Genomic DNA, 20988 nt, shown 5'->3' with positions numbered 1-20988 from the left:
GCGGAGGGCGCGAGGGGTCAGGCCTGCGGTGCGGCCGCCTTGATGGCGGAGATGTCGAAGGTCAGCTTCACCTTGTCGCTGACCATCACTCCGCCGGTCTCCAGCGCCGCGTTCCAGGTCAGGCCCCAGTCGGAGCGCAGGATGTCGGCGCTGCCCTCGAAGCCCACGCGCTCGTTGCCGTAGACGTCGGTGGCGGAGCCATTGAACTCCAGGTCGATGGAGAGCGGGCGCGTGACGTCCTTGATGGTCAGGTCGCCGGTGACCCGGTACGCCTCGCCGCCCAGCTGCTCGGCCCGCGTCGAGCGGAACGTCATGAGGGGGAACTTCTCCGCGTCGAAGAAGTCGCCGCTGACCAGGTGTCCGTCGCGGTCGGCGATGCCGGTGTCGATGCTGGCGATCTTCACGTCGATGGAGGCGGAGGAGTTCGCCGGGTTCGCGCCGTCCAGTACCAGGGTGCCCTCGTGCTCGCCGAAGGAGCCGCGCACGTTGGTGACCATCGCGTGGCGCACCGTGAAGCCGATGCTGCTGTGCGCCGGGTCCACGGTGTACGTACCGGTCAGGGCGGCGAGCGCGGGGTCCACGGCGGGGGTCTCGGTGGCGGTGGTGGTGGCGGCGGTCGGCTTGCGGTTGAACAGAGCCATGGCTCCTCCTCGGGGATGCGCTGCGGGGACGGGGGTCCGTGGAGTCGAAGGTCCGTGTTCGTTCAACCTTCAACGAGATTGACTGTAGCGCGATCTAGTTCAATGTTCAACATCTTGCGCCGGGCCGTCTCGATCGGGTCCGGCGAGGCGCGGCCGTCGGTCCGGCCGGGTCTGCGCGTCCGCGGGGTCCGCCCTCTGGCGGACGCGCGTAGAACTCGGGCACTATCTCCCTGCCCGGCGTGCGGGGCCCATGCCCGCCCGCGCGCCCCCTGATTTGTCATGAGCAGGAGGAATCGCCCCATGGTGACCCGTCCACGACTCCGCTCCGCCCTCACCGCCCTCGCCCTCGTCCTCGGCGCGATCTTCGCGCCCGGCGTCGGCGTCCTCGGCGGCGGCGCCACCGAGGCGCACGCCGTGACCAAGCTGACCCACTCCCAGGCGACCTCCCGCTTCAGCTCGTCCGGGATCACCTGGTCGTCCTCCGGCGGCTGCTCCGACCGGAACAACCCGACCTGCACGTCGTTCGACCAGCTCAACCTGTCGAGCGCCCAGGGCGCGCAGACCCTCAAGAGCGCCACCGGCTGCGCGCTCAGGATCACCGGCGGGACGGAGACCGGGCACGCCGGCGGCACGTACTCCCACTGGAACGGCTACAAGCTCGACTTCGCCAAGAGCACCTGCCTGAACAACTACGTCACCGGGACCTTCACCTACATCGGCCCCCGGGGCGACGGTGCGCGCCAGTACCGGTCCGGCTCCGGCAACATCTACGCGGACGAGGGCAACCACTGGGACGTGACGTACTACAACTGCGGCGGCTGCTGAAACGGCGCTCCGGGGGCGGCCCCGAGCCGGGACCGCCCCCGGAGCGCCCCGGAGCGCCGCCGGAGCCGTGACCCGGGGGCCGTCCCGCACATCGCGTGCCGCGACGGCCCTGGCTCACGGCCCACGCCTACGGGATCGGGTCCGCGTCCGGCCCCTCCTGCTCCAGCAGCTCCCTGGCGAAGTCCTCCCACTGCGCGTACCGGTCCGGGTGCGCCGAACGCTGGACCGCCTGGCAGGCCCTGCCCGGCTCCATCGACTCCCAGCCGTCGATCTGGAGCAGCCCGGGGTTGGCGCTGGGCGAGGGCAGCCCGTAGAAGGACTTGGACGCGGTCGGCACATGGGTGATCTGGGCCGCCGTGCCCCAGCCCATGCTCGGGCGCTGCTGGAAGACGCCGAGCGAGTCCTTGTCGACCGGAGAGGTGTAGTTGACGAACTTCGACTCCTGCATGGCCGTCATCAGGGCGATGACCTGCGCCTCCTCGGACAGCTCCGCCCCCTTGCCGACGCCGATGACCGTACGGGCGTGGGCCAGCTGCTCGGGGCCGAGGTCGGCCGGGGCGGCGAAGAAGGCGCGCAGCTCGCTGTCCGGGGCCGTCCTCAGCAGCTGCGCGGTGGCGATGTCCACGCGGCCGGTCGGGGGCAGCCCGTAGCTCTTCTGGAAGGCGCGCAACCCGTGCGCGCCGGCCTGCGGGGCGGCGGGGGAGCCGGCGGGGGGAGCGGGGTCCGCGTGGGCGACGGGCGCCGCGGTCAGCAGGAGCCCGGCGGCGACCGCCGTGAGCAGCCTGCGGGAGAGTCGGTTCATTCGCATACGGCACCGTCCCGGGGCCGTGGGACGAAGTCAAGAACGCCACACAGGATGACAATTGATGAGGTATCGGATGCCGGAACGCCCGGTGGTGTCCGGAGGCGCGGGGGCCCGCCGGACGGGCGGGGGCCCGTGGGCCCCGCCGGACGCGTGGGCGCCCCCGCCGGTGGGCGGCGGGGGCGGACCGCCTACCGGTCTGCCCGACGGCCGGGCGTCACGACCCCACGCTCACCGTGAAGCGGCGCGGGTTCCCGTCGTGCGCCGCGCCCGAGACGTCCGGCTCGCCGTCCGGGCGGACGTCGTCGTACGGGAACGCGTAGCCGATCGGGCTGTTCGCGTGGACCACCCGGGACCAGTGGTTGGTCACCGCCGTCCGGTAGTAGTCCCCCGTGGACGTGCCGTTCGGCTGGCTCGGGTGGCTCAGCATGATCGAGCGGTTGAAGCCCGCCGCCAGCCGGGCCAGGATCGCCTTCTTGTCGTCGCTGTCGCCGGGGTTGTTGGTGAACGGTCCGTGGTTGCAGGTGAAGACGTCCCTGGACTCCGGCTTGGTGAACGTGTGGCCGCCCTGGAAGGTCAGGACATCCCCGCTGACCCGGCCCGCCAGGGCGCCCCGGCCGCCCTGGAGGTCGATGCGAAGCTCCTCCGAGCGGTACTTCTCCCAGACCTCGTCGATCTGCGCGGTGAACAGGTCCCGGAAAGGCATCTCGGCGGGCCGGTCGAAGTACGGGGCCATGATGTTCTGCGGTGAGACGACCCGCAGGACGCCGCCGTCCCCGCCCCGGGTGATCAGCCTGTCCCACGGCTGCCCGTCGGCGGCGGCCTGGGCCGCCAGGTCGTCCGCGATCCGCTGTACCGCGCCGTCCGGCAGCGGGGCCACCGTGTGCGTCGCGTCGCCCTCCAGCCTGATGCCGATCGGGAGGGCGGTGACCAGGTCCACGTAGCTGATGTTGGAGTACAGCTGCTCGGTGTTGAAGGTGAACTCGCAGAACGACCAGGTGCGCCCGTAGTTCGGGTCCGTGGGCGTCGCGAACGCCGGCTCCACCAGCGAGGGGCCCGGATTCAGGTAGAAGTCCAGCTTGTCGTCGCGGACGAAGTAGACCCGCGCCCCGTACATCTGCGGCAGGGTCAGCACGACCGGGCCCGCGCCCGCGCCCTTGAGCGGGATGGCGCAGTCGACGGGCAGCGGGGTCTGCGGGGCGCCGGGGGAGTCGGGGCGGTAGACGCCGCCGCCCGGCTTGAGCAGCACCCAGCGGCCGGTGCCCGGCTCGTGGCCGGTCACATACGCGTGCACCGTGCCCGGCAGCGACCTGTTCTCCAGGGCCAGTTCGCAGGTCGCCGGGGCCGCCGAGGCGCGCGGGCCCAGGGTGGCGCCCCAGGCGGGGTACGTGAGCGCCGCGGCCGATGCGGCGGCGCCGGTCAGGAACGTTCGGCGTGAGATCACGAAGAGACTCCCGAGGTGGTGGGGGGCGCAGGCGGACGGTGGGAGGTGCGCGAAGAGGTGCGGGCCGTGGTGGGGGGCCTGCGGTGCGCACCACTCTCGCCAGGCCCGGCGAGAGCGTCAAGAGATGTGACTGAGAGCGCTCTCATTCTCTCCGGGTCTTCACAACTCGACGTCTCGAAGCGGGACTTGCCGGAACCGGGCGGGTGCGAACCGTGACCGCCCCGCCGTCGCCCCCGCCAAGAGGTGAACGAGCCGCCGCCGAGGCCCGTCCCACCGCCCCCACCGCGCCGACTTGGACTAACGCACCGGGGTTGTTGGACGGAGTCGGCCCCCGGAGGCGATGTCCGTTGACGGTGTCCGGACGCGGCGACTACTCAAGGGGCCATGTCGTCAAGATTCCCTCGCCCCGGCCTGGTCGCCGCGGCCTCCGCAGCCGTTCTGTCGCTCGTGGGGGCCGCCCTCCCCGCCGCGGCCGCCGACCCGTCCCCCTCCTCGGCCGGGGCGGCTCGGGCCGCCGGGTCCGCCGTCATCGGCTCCGACCGGCTCGCCGTCGCCGTCGCCGACGACTTCCCGCGCGTCCTGTCGTACACCGACCGGGCGAGCGGCGCACAGCTGCTCGGCAGCGTCCGGCCGGTCACCGCCGTCACCCTCAACGGGACCGCCCACCCGGTGAAGCTCAAGGGCGAGCCGGAGTTCAGCCGGTCCGCCGCCCGCTACACCCTCGTCTTCGACTCGCTGCCGGGCGTCGAGATCGACGCCTCGCTCACCGTCTCCGGGCGGGCCACCACGTTTAAGGTGACCGCCGTCCGCGACACCGCCGCCTTCCGGGTCGGCACCATCGACATCCCCGGCCACGACCTGATCTCGGTCGGCTCCGCCGAGGCCGGGGCCGCCACCGCGTTCACGAAGCTCGACCCGGACTCCACCCGCACCGCCGACGTCTTCGCGAAGGTCACCGGCGGGACCGAGCCCGACCCCGCGCCCGTCGGGGCCAGTTACGCGATCCTCAACACCGGCTCACTGGCCGCCGCGATCGAATCCAACTCCTCGTACGACAAGCCCTCCGGGGCCACCGGCGGCGACGACGCCCGCTTCTGGCACCAGGCGCGCACCGAGGACGGCGGCGTCCGGGTCGGCGTCTGGTCCGGCCAGTGGACCTACCGGGGCGAGGGCGCGCCGAAGCCCGAGAGCGGCGAGAACCTGCCGTGGGCCAAGGTCGTCGTCACTCCCGACGCCAACGGCGACAAGGCCGTCGACTGGCAGGACGGGGCCGTCGCCTTCCGCTCGATCGGCGTCACCGCCCCCGGCAGCGAGGACACCCCCGACCGGGTCGTCACCCACATCCCGTTCAACTTCGCCAGCCAGGCCACCCACCCCTTCCTGCGCACCCTGGACGACGTCAAGCGCGTCTCGAAGGCCACCGACGGCCTCGGTCAGCTCGCCGTCCTCAAGGGATACGGCTCCGAGGGCCACGACTCCGCCCACCCCGACTACGGCGGCAACTACAACAAGCGGGCCGGCGGGCTGAAGGACCTCAACACCCTGCTCCGGCAGGGCGAGAAGTGGGGCGCCGACTTCGGCGTCCACGTCAACGCCACCGAGTCCTACCCGGAGGCCAACGCCTTCTCCGAACAGCTCGTCGACAAGACCAGGCCCGGCTGGAACTGGCTCAACCAGAGCTACTACATCGACCAGCGCCGCGACATCAACAGCGGCGACCTGGCCAAGCGCTTCCAGCAGCTGCGCGACGAGACCGACGACAACCTCGACTTCCTCTACATCGACGTCTACTACACCCACGGCTGGATCGCCGACAAGACGATCCAGGCGGTGCAGAAGCAGGGCTGGACCGTCGGCACCGAGTGGGCCGACAAGTTCGAACGCGCCTCCCTCTGGTCGCACTGGGCCAACGACCTCAACTACGGCGGGGCCACCAACAAGGGTCTGAACTCGCAGATCATCCGGTTCATCCGCAACGGCGAGAAGGACGTCTGGAACAACCACCCGGTCCTCGGCCAGACCGCCCTGGAGGACTTCGAGGGCTGGACCGGCGAGACCGACTGGAACGCCTTCACCGCCAACATCTGGCAGAAGAACCTCCCCGCCAAGTACCTCCAGCAGCAGAGGATCACCCGCTGGGACGGCAACGACATCACCTTCACCGGCGGGGTGCGCGGCACGGTCGAGAACGGCGAACGGACCTTCTACGACCAGGGCCGCAAGGTGCTCAGCGGCACCGACTACCTGCTGCCGTGGGACGGCGGGAAGAAGCTCTACCACTACAGCGAGACCGGTGGGACCAGCACCTGGGAGGTGCCCGGCAAGGGCGCCTACACCCTCTACAAGCTGACCGACAACGGCCGCGAGAAGGTCGCCGACGTCCGGCCCGCGAACGGGAGGATCACGCTGACCGCCGACGCCGGACAGGCGTACGTCCTCTACCCCGGCCGCGCGCCGAAGGAGGCCCGGGCCGACTGGGGCCACGGCGCCGGCGTCGAGGACCCCGGCTTCAACGACCGCGGTCTGAAGGGCTGGACGAAGACCGGCACGGTCGTCCGCGACACCGACGACCAGGGCCGCAACAGCGCGGCGCTCTCCGGTACGGGCACGGCGGCCCTCTCCCAGACCGTCACCGGCCTCAAGCCCGGCAAGCGGTACACCGCCTCGGCGCTCATCGAGGTCGAGCCCGGCGCGAGCCGGCGCACGGTGCTCGGCGCGGGCGGGAAGTCGGTCGCCGTCGAGCGCTCCACGGCGAAGGACTACGTCGCCGCGTCCGACTGGCACGGCACCTACTTCCAGCGGGCCAAGGTGAACTTCACCGCCCCCGCGAACGGCCGCACCACTCTGCGGATCGAGGCGGCGGCCGGCTCCGCGGCGAAGGTCCGCGCCGATGACGTACGGATCGTCGAGAACGCCCCCGCGCCCCGCGCCGGCACGTCGGCGTACGAGGACTTCGAGGCCGTCGACCAGGGCTGGGGCCCCTTCCTCAAGGGCGACGCGGGCGGCTCCACCGACCCCCGCACCAGCATCTCCCAGCTCCACGCCCCGTACACCCAGTCCGGCTGGAACGGGAAGCTGATCGACGACGTGCTCGGCGGCAAGGAGTCCCTGAAGTCCCACGAGGAGAACACCGGACTCGTCTACCGCACCGCGCCCTGGACCGTCCCGATGAAGGACGGCCACCGCTACCGGGTCGAGTTCGACTACCAGTCCAGCCACGCGGGCGCGTACAGCTGGGTGGAGGGCTACGACCGGGCCGCCGGCGGCAAGGCCGTCTCCACCGAGACCCGGGCCACCCCGATCGGGCAGCAGCGCACCACCGGCCGCTTCAGCCGGACGCTGACCGCGGGCTGCGGCGACACCTGGACCGGGCTGCGCAAGCTCTCCGGCGCACCCGACGGCGCGGACTTCGTGCTCGACGGCTTCACCGTCACCGACCTCGGGCCCGCTCCCGCCGGGGAAGAGGCCGTCTGCGGCACGCTCGGCGTGAGCGCCGGGGCCGAGACGCTGGAGCCGGGCGTCCCGAACACCGTGAAGGCGACCTTCGGCAACGACGAGGCGGCCCCCGCCACCGGCGTGAAGCTCGCGCTCACCGTGCCCGAGGGCTGGCAGGCCGAACCGGTGGGCCCGGTCGACTTCGACGCGGTCGCCCCGGGCGCGAAGGTCACCGGAAGCTGGCGCGTCACCCCGCCGGTGGACACCCCCTACGGCACGTACGCGCTGGAGGCGAAGGCCGCGTACGCCGTCCGGGGAGCCGGGCGCACGCTCGGCGCGGCCACCTCCGTCCGCACCCTTCCGCCGCCGCCCACCCGGGACAGCTGGGCCGGTGACCTGGAGTGGACGTCCTCGCAGAACGGCTGGGGTCCGGTCGAGCGCGACCGGTCCAACGGGGAGGCCGGGTCCGGCGACGGCGGCCCGCTGAAGATCGGCGGCGTCGCCTACGACAAGGGCCTGGGCACGCACGCCCCGGCGAGGATCCGCTACTACCTGGGCGGGAAGTGCACCTCCTTCACCGCCGAGGTAGGAGTGGACGACGTCCAGACGAGCCGCGGCAGCGTCCGCTTCTCGGTCGCCGCGGACGGTGCGGAGAAGGTGTCGTCGCCCGTGCTGGGCGCGGCCGACGCCGCCTGGAAGCTCACCGCCGACGTCAGCGGCGCGAAGTACGTCGAGCTGATCGTCCAGGACGGCGGCGACGGCAACGGCAACGACCACGCGGACTGGGGCAACGCCCGCTTCCACTGCGGAAGTTGAGAACGACCGTCGATACGGACGCCATCCCGGCCCGGTAGCCCGGCCGGTGGCGCGGCAGGGGCGGCTCCCGTGCGGGGGCCGCCCCTGCCGCACGTGGCCCCGGCGGCGCGGGGTCCGGCGGGGAGGACGCGCCGCTCCTTCCGTGCGGTGTGGCCCACCGCACAGATCGCTTTGTGGGATTCCCATAACGCGGAGCGGCGTTTCGCTGGTGGATCGCCTGCACGGCGACAGGGTTCTGTTCACTCCCACCACGAAACCGGGCAGGAGACTGTACGGAATCGACGGCGCGGATTCTTGGCCGGGTTCGTAGGGTCGATGCATGACCGTTGTGGACGAGACCCAGGGTGAGTCGAGCGACGCCCGAGGCCGGGTGGCCGAACTGCTGGCCCTGCGCGAGCAGGCGCGGCGCGGACCGAGCGAGCGGGCGACCGAGGCGCAGCACGCCAAGGGCAAGCTGACCGCGCGGGAGCGGATCGAGCTGCTGCTGGACCCGGGTTCGTTCAAGGAGGTCGAGCAGCTGCGCCGGCACCGGGCGACCGGCTTCGGCCTGGAGGCGAAGAAGCCCTACACCGACGGCGTCATCACCGGCTGGGGCACGGTCGAGGGCCGCACGGTCTTCGTCTACGCGCACGACTTCCGGATCTTCGGCGGGGCGCTGGGCGAGGCCCACGCCACGAAGATCCACAAGATCATGGACATGGCCATCTCGGCCGGAGCGCCGCTGGTCTCGCTGAACGACGGCGCCGGCGCCCGTATCCAGGAAGGCGTCTCCGCGCTCGCCGGCTACGGCGGCATCTTCCAGCGCAACACCCGGGCCTCCGGCGTCATCCCGCAGATCAGCGTGATGCTCGGCCCCTGCGCGGGCGGCGCGGCCTACAGCCCCGCCCTCACCGACTTCGTGTTCATGGTCCGCGAGACCTCGCAGATGTTCATCACCGGACCCGACGTCGTCAAGGCGGTCACCGGCGAGGAGATCACCCAGAACGGCCTCGGCGGCGCGGACGTCCACGCCGAGACCTCCGGCGTCTGCCACTTCGCGTACGACGACGAGGAGACCTGCATCGCGGAGGTCCGCTACCTCATCGGGATGCTGCCGTCCAACAACCGCGAGAACCCGCCGACGGTCGAGAGCGACGACCCCGCCGACCGGCGCGGCGACGTCCTGCTGGACCTGGTCCCGGCCGACGGCAACCGCCCGTACGACATGCACAAGGTGATCGAGGAGCTCGTCGACGACGGCGACTACCTGGAGATCCACGAGCGCTGGGCCCGCAACATCATCTGCGCCCTGGCCCGCCTCGACGGCCAGGTCGTCGGCATCGTCGCCAACCAGCCGCAGGCGCTGGCGGGCGTGCTCGACATCGAGGCGTCCGAGAAGGCCGCTCGCTTCGTCCAGATGTGCGACGCGTTCAACATCCCGATCATCACCCTTCTGGACGTCCCCGGCTTCCTTCCGGGCGTCGACCAGGAGCACGGTGGGATCATCCGCCACGGCGCCAAACTCCTGTACGCCTACTGCAACGCCACCGTGCCGCGGATCTCGCTGATCCTGCGGAAGGCCTACGGAGGCGCGTACATCGTCATGGACAGCCAGTCCATCGGAGCCGACCTGACCTACGCCTGGCCCACCAACGAGATCGCCGTGATGGGCGCCGAGGGCGCGGCCAACGTCATCTTCCGCCGCCAGATCGCCGAGGCCGAGGACCCCGAGGCCATGCGCACCCGCATGGTCAAGGAGTACAAGGCCGAGCTGATGCACCCCTACTACGCGGCCGAGCGCGGCCTCGTCGACGACGTCATCGACCCCGCCGAGACCCGCGAGGTGCTCATCGCCTCGCTCGCCATGCTCCGCAACAAGCACGCCGACCTGCCGTCCCGCAAGCACGGCAACCCCCCGCAGTAGTCGCCCGCCGCGGCGCGACGCGCCGCACGGTCCACGACATCCTGCCGAGAAGACGGAGACACCCCGCCATGAGCCTGACGTCCGCCGAGTCCGTCCTGCGCGTCGAGAAGGGTCACGCCGACCCCGAGGAGCTGGCGGCCATCACCGCCGTCCTGATGGCCCGCGCCGCCGCCCGGCCCGCCGCCCCCGCCCACCGCGGCCGGGACACCGCCGGCTGGCGCCGCCTGGAGCGCACGCCGGGCTTCCGCGCCCCGCACAGCTGGCAGGGCTGACCCCCTCGCACGCCGTATGCGGAAGGGCCCCGCACTCCGAGGAGTGCGGGGCCCTTCCGCATACGGCGTGCGAGGTCCTAGCGCAGACGTGCCATCAGGGCGTGCTCGACCAGCGTGATGAGCGCGCTCTTGGCGTCCGCGCGGTGGCGGGCGTCGGTGGTGATGATGGGAGCGTCGGGCCCGATCTGGAGTGCTTCGCGGACCTCGTCGGGGGTGTAGGGCTGGTGTCCGTCGAAGCCGTTGAGGGCGATGACGAAGGGGAGTCCGCTGTTCTCGAAGTAGTCGACGGCGGGGAAGCAGTCGGCGAGGCGGCGGGTGTCGACGAGGACGACGGCGCCGATGGCGCCGCGGACCAGGTCGTCCCACATGAACCAGAAGCGGTCCTGGCCCGGGGTGCCGAAGAGGTACAGGATCAGGTCCTGGTCCAGGGTGATGCGGCCGAAGTCCATGGCCACCGTGGTGGTGGTCTTGTCCCCGGTGTGGGTCAGGTCGTCGATGCCCGCCGAGGCGGACGTCATCACGGCTTCGGTGCGCAGCGGGTTGATCTCCGACACGGCACCGACAAACGTGGTCTTACCCACGCCGAAGCCCCCTGCCACCACGATCTTCGCCGAGGTAGTGGAGCGGGCCGCTCCGCCGCTAGAGCTTGCGAAGTCCACTGAGCACCCTTTCGAGCAGTGTCACATCTGGCTGGCCGCCGGCGGCCTCGTCGCCGCCGGGCTGATGGATGGCGACGAGTCCGGCCTCGGCCAAGTCGGCGACGAGGATCCGGGCAACGCCGAGGGGGATCGAGAGAAGGGCCGAGATCTCGGCGACCGACTTGATCTCGATGCAGAGCCGGCAGATCCGCTGGTGCTCGGGCAACTGCCCCTGCAGCCGGGACGGATCGGCCGTGGTGCTGACCAGCGCCTCGATGGCGAGCTGGTACCGCGGCCGGGTCCGGCCGCCGGTCATGGCGTACGGACGGACCAGCGGGTTGTGCGCGGCGGGCTGGGCGGGCTCGGGAGCCTGCCGCTGCTGCACCGGCTGAATGCGCGGCGGCGGGGGCGCGTGGTGCCGCTGTTGCTGCGGCCACCCCGCCCCCGGCTGCTGCGGAGGCCACTCGGACCCCGGGACGCCGTGACCGCCCTGGGCCTGCTGCGGCTGCTGATATGGCTGATACTGCCCGGCGCCCTGGCCACCGGGTACGGCAGGGAAGCCGAAACGGTTGTCGCCGTGCTCACCCGGAACGCTCTGGTCACCGTTGTAGGGGTGCCCGCCTGTGGGTGCTGCCACGTTTCCTCCTCCGACTGCCGGTCGCCGATCCCAGTGGGGCCGCGCCACCGCACTGTATGGCGCGGTGGCGAGAAACGCACTGTCTGTCTACTAGTTAAGAAGACTTCCCTGGAGTTCGGCGCGGAGGTCCGGAGTCAGGACGCCGCCCGCGCGGTCCACCAGAAGGGCCATTTCGTACCCGACCAGACCGATGTCGGCGTCCGGGTGGGCCAGAACGGCGAGCGAGGACCCGTCGGAGATGGACATGATGAAGAGGAATCCACGCTCCATCTCCACAACGGTCTGATTCACGGCGCCGCCCTCGAAGATCCGCGAGGCGCCCGCGGTCAACGACGTCAGACCGGAGGCGACGGCCGCCAACTGGTCGGCGCGGTCGCGCGGGAACCCCTCGGACATCGCCAGCAGGAGTCCGTCGGCGGAGACCACCACCGTGTGCGACACCCCGGGGGTGTTGTCCACGAAGTTGGTGATCAACCAGTTGAGATTCTGCGCCGCCTGGCTCATCGGGCTCACACTAACGCTCCTGGTTGTAGGTGGTACTGCTGTCCGACCCCGCGCTGCGTCCCCGCTGGATCCCCCGCCGCAGGTTGCTCAACCTGCCGCGGACGTCCTCGGGGGCGCGGGAGACCTGTGGGCCGCCCTGCTGGGTCTGCTCCGCCGTGCCCTCGATCAGGTTGGCCTTGGGCACGCGCCGGGGGAGGCCGGAGGGGGTGATTCCGCCCGCCTTCGGCTCGCGGAGCTTCTCGGCCCGCTCCCAGCGCTCGTCGTTGGTCGAGCGCCAGTCGTCGGAACCGTCCCCGTCGGTCCGCGGTTCCTGCTCCGGACCGGTCGCCGGAGCCGGACCGGTCGCCGGAGCCGGAGCGGGCCGGTCGTTCCCCCGGCCGCCGGGCTGCCAGTGCTGCTGACCGCCGCGGCGCGGCAGGCCGGCTTCGGTCAACTCGGGGCCGACGTCCGGGGCAGTCCCCGGACGATCGAAGCCTACGCGCTCCGAAGGCTCCGCGGGCGTGCTCGCGACAGATTCCGCTTCGGCGGGGGCGATCGGCTCATAAGTGTTCTGGAAACCGCTGTGAACGGGCCAGTCGTCCTGGTGGGACGGGTCCGCGGACGTCGCGTACGGGTCGGCGTACTGGCTCTGCCCACCGTCCGGAGCGGCATATGCCGCTTCCGTGTGACCCTCCGCCCGGTGCGGGGAATCCGGGTGCGGGTGGGCGTCCTGCTGCTGCGCGTAGCCGCCCTCGGCCCCGTACCGCTGCTCGTACGGGCCCTGGTACTGCTGTGCCTGCTGCTGCCCGAACGGGTCCTGGCCGTACTGTTCGCCGCCGTAGCCCGGCTGCGGCTGCTGCTGCCCGGCGTACGGGTCGCCCGCGTACGGCTCCGGTGCGTAGCCCGGCCGCTCCTGGGCGTCGCCGCCGAACGGGCCGCCCGTGCCCGTCTGGGCCTCCAGGGCCGCCCGGCGCTCCTCACGCATCAGGGAGCGCCCGACCGGGTCCAGCTGGGCCGGGCCCGCCGGGCTCTCGTAGCGCGAGTCGTCGAAGCCCAGCTCGGCCGCCGTGCGCATCGCGGCCGGCTGCGGAGCCTCCTCGAAGGCCTCCTGCTGCTCGGGGATGATCGAGGAGACGGTGAAGTCGCCCTGTCCGCCGTGCTGTTCGCCGCCGCCACCGTGGGTGATGGCCTCCGGGAGCATGACCAGCGAGGTGGTGCCGGCCTGTTCGCCCGAGGGGCGCAGCTGGACCCGGATGCCGTGCCGGTCGGCCAGCCGGCCGACCACGAAGAGGCCCATGCGCTGCGACACCGCAGCGTCCACGGTCGGCGGGTTGGCCAGCTTGTGGTTGATGTCGGCGAAGTCCTCGGCGGTGAGGCCGATGCCCTTGTCGTGGATCTCGATCATCACGCGGCCGTCGGGCAGCCGGGTCGCGGTGACCCGGACCTTGGTCTGCGGCGAGGAGAACGTGGTGGCGTTCTCCAGCAGCTCGGCCAGCAGGTGCACGAGGTCGGTCACGGACCGGCCGTGGATCTCGGCCTCGGGGACGCCGGACAGCTCGACGCGCTCGTACGACTCCACCTCCGAGGAGGCGGCGCGCAGGACGTCGACCAGGGGGACCGGCTGGTCCCAGCGGCGGCCGGGCTCCTCGCCGGCGAGGATGAGGAGGTTCTCGCCGTTGCGGCGCATGCGGGTCGCCAGGTGGTCCAGCTTGAAGAGGCTCTCCAGCTGGTCCGGGTCGGCCTCGTTGTTCTCCAGGCCGGTGATGAGGGTCAGCTGGCCCTCGATGAGGGACTGGTTGCGGCGCGAGAGGTTGGTGAAGATCGCGTTGACGTTGCCCCGCAGCATGGCCTGCTCGGCGGCGAGCCGGACGGCCTCGCGGTGCACCTGGTCGAAGGCGCGGGCCACCTCGCCGATCTCGTCCCGGGTGGTGATCGGGATCGGCTGCACCCGGGTGTCGACCCGGCCCGGGTCGGTCCGCGAGAGCTGGTCGACGAGGGTGGGCAGCCGCTGCTCGGCGATGGAGAAGGCGGCGGTCCGCAGCTGACGCATCGAGCGGCTCATCTGGCGGGCCATGAGCCCGGCCAGGACGAACGCGGCGAGCAGCGCGATGACGACGATGAGGCCGTTGACGACGGCGTCGTTCCTGGCGTCGGCGGAGATGCTCGCGGCCTCGTCCACCGCCTTGGTCACCAGCTCGTCCTCGACGGTGGCGTACCCCTCGAACTTCGCGGTCGCCGCGGTCATCCAGGTCTCGGGCGTGATGCCCTTCTTCGCCAGCTCCTCGGGGTCCTGCCCCTTGCCGATCTCCCGCGCCATGCCGTCGAAGACCGAGCCGTCGATGCTGGGCGGGGCGACGAAGGGCTCTCCGGCGGCCTCGGCCCGCGCCTTGGCGGCCTTGAGCTGCTTGGCGCCCTCGGCGGCCTTGCCCGCCATGACCTGCTTGAGCCGGTCGACGTCGGCCTGGGTGCCGCCGGAGTTGAACTCCCCGAGGGCGATCTGCTCCAGGTAGTTGTACGAGCCGAACGCCTTGACCTGGTCGTCGTAGGTACCCGGCTTCTTGCTCGGCCGGACCAGGAGGTGCATGCCGATCGAGCGCTGAAGCGATTCTGCGGCCTTGGACAGCTCCAGCGCGTAGACGGTACGGCCGTAGCTGGTGATGTTGCCGGTGCCCAGACCGAGCTCGTTGGAGAACTCCATCAGCGAGTGCTGGATCTGGACGTAGCCCTCTTCGGTCTTCACCGGGTCCAGAGCCTGCGAATAGGCGACCTTGCGCAGCTCGGGGAGCTTGGGCTCCTCGCCCCGGAACAGCTTCAGCCGGCGCTCCAGGCCCGGCTTGGACGGCAGGTCCTTCACCGCGGCGCCGAACTTCCGCGCCGCCTCGTCCGTGGTGGTGCGGGCCTCCTCGACCACGTCGGCGTCACGGTCGCCCGAGAGCAGGGGCTGGGCGGTGAGGTCCCGCTCGTTCAGCAGCGCCTGGCCGTAGTGGGAGGCGGCGCGCACGACGACCGCGATCTTCTCGGCCTCCTGGGCCTCGCCCCAGGTGTCGATGGACCCCTTCACCTGGAAACCGCCCATGATGAGGCCGACCAGCACCGGGATGAGGAGGATCGCGTTCAGCCGGGTGGCCACGCGCCAGTTGCGCGGGGACAGCCGGTGGGAGCCGCCGCCCTCGGCGAACGCCGTGCCGGGCGCCTCCGCGCGGGGCGTCTCGGCGCGCGACGGCGGGGTGAAGTTGCCCCGCTCGGGCTGCGCCGCGGAGCCCTCGTTGCTTCGCCTCACTCGACCAACAACCTCTCGGCGTCGGCACCTACGCTGTGCCGGTTCATTCGTTCAGGGCCGTACTACTGGGGAGTTCGTCGCATTGCAGCACGGGGACCGGTCCCGTTCCAAACACTCGGAATCTCACATTCCGAGTGGCCCAGACCTCAGATAAAACGGGCATAAAGAACGAGCCCCGCCAAAAGGCGGGGCTCATGTGAGCGCAGTGGCATCGAATGGATGCGTCGGGTGGCGGAGTGCGGTCAATTCTCTGTCGAAACGTTATGAACACGGGGGCGGATCGTGTCAAACGACACAGGCCGCCCCCGTGTGACTACGGCAACTTCCGTACACCGCTATCGACTTGTGCCTGGTAGGAGAACTACTTCAGGCGTGCCATCAGAGCGTGCTCGACCAGAGTGATCAGACCGCTCTTGGCGTCCGCGCGGTGGCGGGCGTCGGTGGTGATGATGGGAGCGTCGGGCCCGATCTGGAGTGCTTCGCGGACCTCGTCGGGGGTGTAGGGCTGGTGTCCGTCGAAGCCGTTGAGGGCGATGACGAAGGGGAGTCCGCTGTTCTCGAAGTAGTCGACGGCGGGGAAGCAGTCGGCGAGGCGGCGGGTGTCGACGAGGACGACGGCGCCGATGGCGCCGCGGACCAGGTCGTCCCACATGAACCAGAAGCGGTCCTGGCCCGGGGTGCCGAAGAGGTACAGGATCAGGTCCTGGTCCAGGGTGATGCGGCCGAAGTCCATGGCCACCGTGGTGGTGGTCTTGTCCCCGGTGTGGGTCAGGTCGTCGATGCCCGCCGAGGCGGACGTCATCACGGCTTCGGTGCGCAGCGGGTTGATCTCCGACACGGCTCCGACGAACGTGGTCTTGCCCACGCCGAAGCCGCCCGCCACCACGATCTTCGCCGAGGTGGTGGCGCGGTTCGAACCGCCGTTAGAGCTTGCGAAGTCCACTGAGCACCCTTTCGAGCAGTGTCACATCCGGCGCGCCGCCGGCCTCTCCGTTGCCCGGCTGGTGGATGGCCACCATGCCGGCTTCCGCCAGGTCCGCCACCAGGATCCGGGCGACGCCGAGCGGCATCGACAGCAGTGCCGAGACCTCCGCCACCGACTTGACCTCACGGCAGAGGTGGCAGATCCGCTGGTGCTCGGGAAGCAGGGTCCCCAGGTGAGCGGGGTCTGCCGTGGTGCTGACCAGTGCCTCTATCGCGAGCTGGTAGCGCGGCCGGGTCCGGCCGCCGGTCATGGCGTAGGGGCGTACCAGCGGCTGGTCGCCTTCACCGTCGTACGACGCGTGGTGCAGAGCGCCGTACGGATCGGGTGAGGCGGGTGGCGGGGTCATGAATCCTCCGGGCGTGACGGCAGGTTCTCGGCTTGCCGTCTGCAAGGGGCCGGTGAGGGGCTGAAGCGGCCTGTCGGGTGAGGGTTGTGGGCATTACCTGGGGGGATCGTGTCGTGAATCCGCTGTAAGGCCGCCTAGTGGAGCAGACTGCCTTGGAGCTCGGCGCGGAGGTCGGGCGTGAGGACGGTGCCCGCACGGTCGACCAGGAGGGCCATCTCGTACCCGACCAGACCGATGTCGGCGTCCGGGTGGGCGAGGACGGCCAGCGACGAACCGTCGGAGATGGACATGAGGAAGAGGAATCCCCGCTCCATCTCCACAACCGTCTGACTGACGGCGCCGCCCTCGAAGATCCGGGACGCGCCCGCGGTCAGCGAGGTGAGGCCCGACGCCACGGCGGCGAGCTGGTCGGCGCGGTCGCGCGGGAATCCTTCGGACATCGCCAGCAGCAAGCCGTCCGCGGAGACCACCACCGTGTGGGACACCCCTGGGGTGTTGTCCACGAAGTTGGTGATCAGCCAGTTCAGATTCTGCGCGGCCTGACTCATGGGGCTCAACTAACGCTCCTGCTGGTGAGTGGGGCCGAGTTGGAAACTGCCGGTCTGCGGGCCGTTGTTGGCCTGCCGACCCTGCTGGATGCCCCGGCGGAGATTGGTCAGACGACCGCGCACGTCATCGGGCGCACGCGATACCTGAGGTCCGGACTGGTGATTCTGCTGCTGAGCCGTCCCCGGAACCAAATTGGCGCGGGGAACGCGGCGGGGCAGCCCGGAAGTGGTGACCCCGCCGGCGGCCGGCTTCTTGACCCGTTCGGCCTGGCGTACGAGTTCGTCGTTGGGCGAGGCCCGCCACGAACTGGTGGCCGAGGAGTCGTTCGCACCGCGCTGCGGCATGGGCGGAACCGGCGTACCGGGAGCCTCGGGGGCGACCGGCGCCTGCGGCTCGGCGGGCTGCTGGCCGCCCTGGCCCGGACCGTGGAACCAGTTGGTCTCCAGGGTGTCGTACAGCGGCGTACGACCGTCCCCGGGCCCGGCCGGCGGCAGGGCCTCCGGCTGCTGCGGCAGCGCGGGCCGGTACGGGGCCTCGCCCGCCGGGGAGGCGGCCGGGCGCGGCGACCCGAAGTCGTTGCCGTCGCCCTCCGGACCGCGCGGACGCGGCGCGGGCAGCTGCCGGCCCTGGTCGTACGAGCCCTGGCCCTGCTGGTCGTGGTTCGACCGGTTCCCGTTCGGCTGCTGCGGGGCGCCGAAGTCGGGCAGGGCGAACTGCGCGGTGCTCGCCGGGTCCTGGCCCTGCCCGGGGCCCTGCTGGTACGACCGGTCCTGCGGCGCCTGCGGCGCCGAGAAGTCGGGCAGGGCGAACTCGGAGGTCGCCCCCGGGCCCTGCTGGTCGCCGATGGGCCAGTCGTCGGCCGGCCGCCGGCTCCGCGAGGAGTCGAACGGGCCCTGGCCGGGGCCGGACGGGCGGGAGAACTGCCCGGTGGCGTCGTGCTCCTCGTGACCGCGCGGCGTGTCGGAGCCCCAGCTCGGGGCCGCGGGCCGCTGCGGCTGCGGGTTGCCGCCGGGCAGCTCGGCGCGCGGACCGCCGGTCGGCGGCAGCTGGCGGCCGGGGCCGCCGGCCTGCGGGAACCCGCCCTGCTCCGGCCGGCCCTGGGGCTGCCGCGCTCCGGGGCCCTGCTGGGCCGAGGGGTCCTGCTGGTTCGCCTGGCTCTGCCGGCCGGCCGGGCCCTGCTGGTTCTGCGGCGTGAACGGGCCGGTACGGCCGTTCTGCCCGGGGGAGGGCGGTGCGCCGTGGCCGAACAGGTTGGGCTGGGCGGTCCCGTCGTTCTGGCCGCGCGCGCCGGAGCGGGCGCCGTTGCCGAAGGCGCCGGCGAGGCCGCCGCCCTGACGCTGGGGAGCCGGGCCCGGGGCCGGGAAGTCCTGGGCCGGGCCGCCGGTGTTCGGCTGGCCGCCCTGCTGCCGCCCCGGTCCGCCGTCCCGGGACGGCAGCGCCGCCCGGGGACCGGAACCGGAGCCGACCTGGCCGCGCTGGGCGCCGCCGCCGAGTCCCTTGGCGCCCGGACCGCCGCCGAGGCCGGTGCGCTGGCCGTTGCCGTTGCCCGCGCCGTTGCCGGCGAGGAGGCCGCCCGGAGCGCCGCCGGGCTGCTGCCCGGGGCCCTGCTTGGACGGGGGCTGCTTGCCGCCGTGCGCGACGTCCACCGGCAGCATGACCAGCGCGGTCGTACCGCCCGAGTCGGAGGGGCGCAGCTGGATGCGGATGCCGTGACGCAGCGAGAGCCGGCCGACCACGAAGAGGCCCATGCGGCGGGAGACGGAGACGTCCACCGTCGGCGGCTGGGCGAGCCGCTCGTTGATCGCGGCGAGGTCCTCGGGGGAGAGGCCGATGCCGGTGTCGTGGATCTCCACGAGGACGCGGCCGTCGGGCAGCGCGTGACCGGTGACCTTGACCTTCGTCTGCGGCGAGGAGAACGACGTGGCGTTCTCCAGCAGCTCGGCGAGCAGGTGCACGAGGTCGTTGACGACCCGGCCGGCGACCTCGGTGGCGGGCACCGCGGACAGCTCGATGCGCTCGTACTGCTCCACCTCGGAGGCGGCGGCGCGGAGCACGTCGACCAGCGGGACGGGCCGGGTCCACCGGCGCCCCGGCTCCTCGCCCGCGAGGACGAGGAGGTTCTCGCCGTTCCGGCGCATACGGGTCGCGAGGTGGTCGAGCTTGAAGAGCGAGGAGAGCTGGTCCGGGTCGGCCTCGCGGGACTCCAGCTCGGAGATGAGCGAGAGCTGGCGCTGGATGAGGCCCTGGGAACGCCGCGAGAGGTTGGTGAACATCGCGTTGACGTTGCCCCGGAGGAGGGCCTGCTCGGCGGCGAGGCGGACGGCCTCGCGGTGCACGTCGTCGAAGGCCGCGGCCACCTGGCCGATCTCGTCCCGGGAGTGCACGCCGACGGACTCCACGGAGGTGTCCACGTCCTGCGGGTCGGTCTCGGAGAGCTGCTTGACGAGCTCGGGCAGCCGGTCCTGGGCGACGCGGGTGGCGGTGTCCTGGAGGCGGCGCAGCGACCGGATCATGGAGCGGGCCACCACGAAGGCGCCGACGAGCGAGACGCCGAGCACGATGAGGATGACCGCACCGTTGACGATCGCCTCGCGCTGGGACGCCTGGCGCAGCTCGCGGGCCTTGGCCTCCATGTCGCTGAGGAGGGTGGCCTCGATCGTCTCCATGGCCTTGATCTTGATGGTGCTCTGGTCGTACCAGTCCAGGTACGACCGGACCTGCTTGCCCTCGATCCCGTTCGTGGTGCTCAGGATGCGCTTGGCGTACATGTTCCCGGCGTTGATCTCCGGGTTGCCGTTGTCCAGGGGCGCCAGGAGCTCCTCGGCGCTCTCCCCGGTCGAGGCGTAGATCTGCTTGAACGACAGGAGGGCGCGGGATTCCTTCTCCAGCGCGTTGCGGCCGAACTGCCGGTCGTTCGGGTTGAGGTGCGGTTCCTTGACCGAACCGCCGGGCAGCGCGGCGGCGATGATGGCGCGCTGGACCGAGGCGTACTCCTTGGCGGAGGAGAACGCCGCCAGGGCCCGGGTCCGCTTGATCATGTCCGGGTTGCTGGTCGCCTGCGCCATGTCCTGCGAGAGGCTCAGCAGCGAGGTGATCAGCTGGTTGTACTGGTCGACCGTGTTGAGACTCGGGGAGCCCTCTTCGTACGCCGTCTTGCGGATCGTACGGATGTTGCCGAGCTGGGAGGCGATCGACGAGACGCTCGCGTGGATGCTCTCCAGCGACTCGTCGCCGTCGGGGTCGCCGATGCTGTCGGTGTCGCTGAGGAAGGCGTCCTTGGCGCGGTCGGTCTTGTCGCGGGGCCCGGTGACCTTGTAGTCGGTGGGCTTGGACTTGTTCGACAGCGGACCGGCCGACTGGTCGCGCTCCGCCTGGAGCGCCTGGGCGAGCGCGGTCGCCTGCGTGGTCATCCTCGTCAGCAGCTGCATGTGCTCCAGCTGCTGCATGTCGTTCATGGACTCGTTGATCCGCAGCCCGCCCAGGCTGGTCGCGGCGACCACGGGGAGGGCGAGGAGCGAGACCAGGCGCGTGCTGATGCGCCAGTTGCGGAGTGCTATGCGCGAGCCCGTGTCGATGGGGCCGCGGGCCGGCGCCGGAGTGCCGGGCTCGGCTCCTTCGGACGGCGCGGGGCCCGGGCGCTGCGCACGGTCGCCGTTGTCGCCGGCGGCGGCCGGCCCGGGGTTCTGGGCGTGCTGGGGCGAGGAACCGCGGTCGGTCCCGCCGCGCGGCTCCTGTTCCGCCGGAGCGCTGCCATCCCTCTTGAAACGTCCCTGCACTAGCGTCGCAACCTCTGGACCAGGCGTTCCGACCGCGTGTGCGGACGAGAACGGTGTCGGCGTAGTGGGGCGCTGGGCGCGCCCCATGGGTGGTCGTGTGAGTGACCGGCGTACTCCCCCTCCCGCCGCCACTCGGCGCTGCATCGCGCCCTGCGC

General features: G+C 71.6%; 15 protein-coding genes. 4 read left to right on the top strand and 11 right to left on the bottom strand.

Going from position 1 to position 20988, the window contains the following annotated elements:
- Positions 1-17: 17 nt before the first annotated feature.
- Complete coding sequence (locus AMK24_RS27530; protein WP_073771593.1) at positions 18-641, bottom strand: YceI family protein; 624 nt, start codon at positions 639-641, stop codon at positions 18-20.
- A gap of 300 nt (positions 642-941) precedes the next feature.
- Here AMK24_RS27530 and AMK24_RS27525 point away from each other — a divergent pair, with 300 nt between their 5' ends.
- Positions 942-1466, top strand: coding sequence for a hypothetical protein (locus tag AMK24_RS27525; protein ID WP_073771592.1), 525 nt, complete (start codon positions 942-944; stop codon positions 1464-1466).
- Between the two features lie 127 nt (positions 1467-1593).
- On the opposite strand, the gene AMK24_RS27520 is transcribed toward AMK24_RS27525, so the two are convergent.
- Both AMK24_RS27520 and AMK24_RS27515 read right to left on the bottom strand, forming a co-directional pair.
- Positions 1594-2268 (bottom strand): peptidoglycan-binding domain-containing protein, encoded by a 675-nt coding sequence (locus AMK24_RS27520; RefSeq protein ID WP_432755883.1) that lies wholly within the window; start codon positions 2266-2268, stop codon positions 1594-1596.
- A 217-nt stretch (positions 2269-2485) separates the two neighbouring features.
- Positions 2486-3712 (bottom strand): glycoside hydrolase family 64 protein, encoded by a 1227-nt coding sequence (locus tag AMK24_RS27515; protein WP_073771590.1) that lies wholly within the window; start codon positions 3710-3712, stop codon positions 2486-2488.
- A 384-nt stretch (positions 3713-4096) separates the two neighbouring features.
- On the opposite strand from AMK24_RS27515, the gene AMK24_RS27510 reads away from it, so the two are divergent.
- From AMK24_RS27510 to AMK24_RS27500, 3 genes are all read left to right on the top strand, one after another.
- Positions 4097-7963 carry an endo-alpha-N-acetylgalactosaminidase family protein gene (locus AMK24_RS27510; RefSeq protein WP_073771589.1) on the top strand — a complete coding sequence of 1289 codons (3867 nt, stop codon included), beginning with the start codon at positions 4097-4099 and terminating at the stop codon, positions 7961-7963.
- A 319-nt stretch (positions 7964-8282) separates the two neighbouring features.
- Positions 8283-9866, top strand: coding sequence for an acyl-CoA carboxylase subunit beta (locus AMK24_RS27505; protein WP_073771588.1), 1584 nt, complete (start codon positions 8283-8285; stop codon positions 9864-9866).
- 68 nt (positions 9867-9934) lie between these two features.
- Positions 9935-10138 carry an acyl-CoA carboxylase subunit epsilon gene (locus AMK24_RS27500; RefSeq protein WP_018960133.1) on the top strand — a complete coding sequence of 68 codons (204 nt, stop codon included), beginning with the start codon at positions 9935-9937 and terminating at the stop codon, positions 10136-10138.
- Positions 10139-10215: 77 nt separating this feature from the next.
- Here AMK24_RS27500 and AMK24_RS27495 read toward each other — a convergent pair whose 3' ends face one another.
- The 8 genes from AMK24_RS27495 to AMK24_RS27460 form a co-directional block, all read right to left on the bottom strand.
- Positions 10216-10797 (bottom strand): GTP-binding protein, encoded by a 582-nt coding sequence (locus tag AMK24_RS27495; protein WP_026165101.1) that lies wholly within the window; start codon positions 10795-10797, stop codon positions 10216-10218.
- Positions 10778-11413 carry a DUF742 domain-containing protein gene (locus tag AMK24_RS27490; RefSeq protein WP_073771587.1) on the bottom strand — a complete coding sequence of 212 codons (636 nt, stop codon included), beginning with the start codon at positions 11411-11413 and terminating at the stop codon, positions 10778-10780. Before AMK24_RS27490 ends, AMK24_RS27495 begins: the two co-directional genes overlap by 20 nt.
- A 90-nt stretch (positions 11414-11503) precedes the next feature.
- Positions 11504-11917, bottom strand: coding sequence for a roadblock/LC7 domain-containing protein (locus AMK24_RS27485; RefSeq protein ID WP_073771622.1), 414 nt, complete (start codon positions 11915-11917; stop codon positions 11504-11506).
- A 10-nt stretch (positions 11918-11927) separates the two neighbouring features.
- A complete protein-coding gene (locus AMK24_RS27480) occupies positions 11928-15176 on the bottom strand; it encodes a sensor histidine kinase (RefSeq protein ID WP_073771586.1) in 3249 nt (1082 codons plus the stop codon).
- A gap of 361 nt (positions 15177-15537) precedes the next feature.
- Positions 15538-16119 carry a GTP-binding protein gene (locus AMK24_RS27475; RefSeq protein WP_073771585.1) on the bottom strand — a complete coding sequence of 194 codons (582 nt, stop codon included), beginning with the start codon at positions 16117-16119 and terminating at the stop codon, positions 15538-15540.
- Positions 16100-16507, bottom strand: coding sequence for a DUF742 domain-containing protein (locus AMK24_RS27470; protein WP_003966010.1), 408 nt, complete (start codon positions 16505-16507; stop codon positions 16100-16102). Before AMK24_RS27470 ends, AMK24_RS27475 begins: the two co-directional genes overlap by 20 nt.
- A 134-nt stretch (positions 16508-16641) precedes the next feature.
- A complete protein-coding gene (locus tag AMK24_RS27465) occupies positions 16642-17055 on the bottom strand; it encodes a roadblock/LC7 domain-containing protein (protein WP_006127850.1) in 414 nt (137 codons plus the stop codon).
- Positions 17056-17064: 9 nt separating this feature from the next.
- Entirely contained in the window at positions 17065-20832 is a 3768-nt protein-coding gene (locus tag AMK24_RS27460; RefSeq protein WP_079190654.1) for a sensor histidine kinase, read from the bottom strand.
- Between the last annotated feature and the right edge of the window lie 156 nt (positions 20833-20988).

Origin of the sequence: Streptomyces sp. CB02366 (assembly GCF_001905905.1) — a bacterium.
In the GTDB taxonomy this organism is placed as follows: domain Bacteria; phylum Actinomycetota; class Actinomycetes; order Streptomycetales; family Streptomycetaceae; genus Streptomyces.
This window is presented reverse-complemented; position numbering and strand designations above follow the sequence as displayed.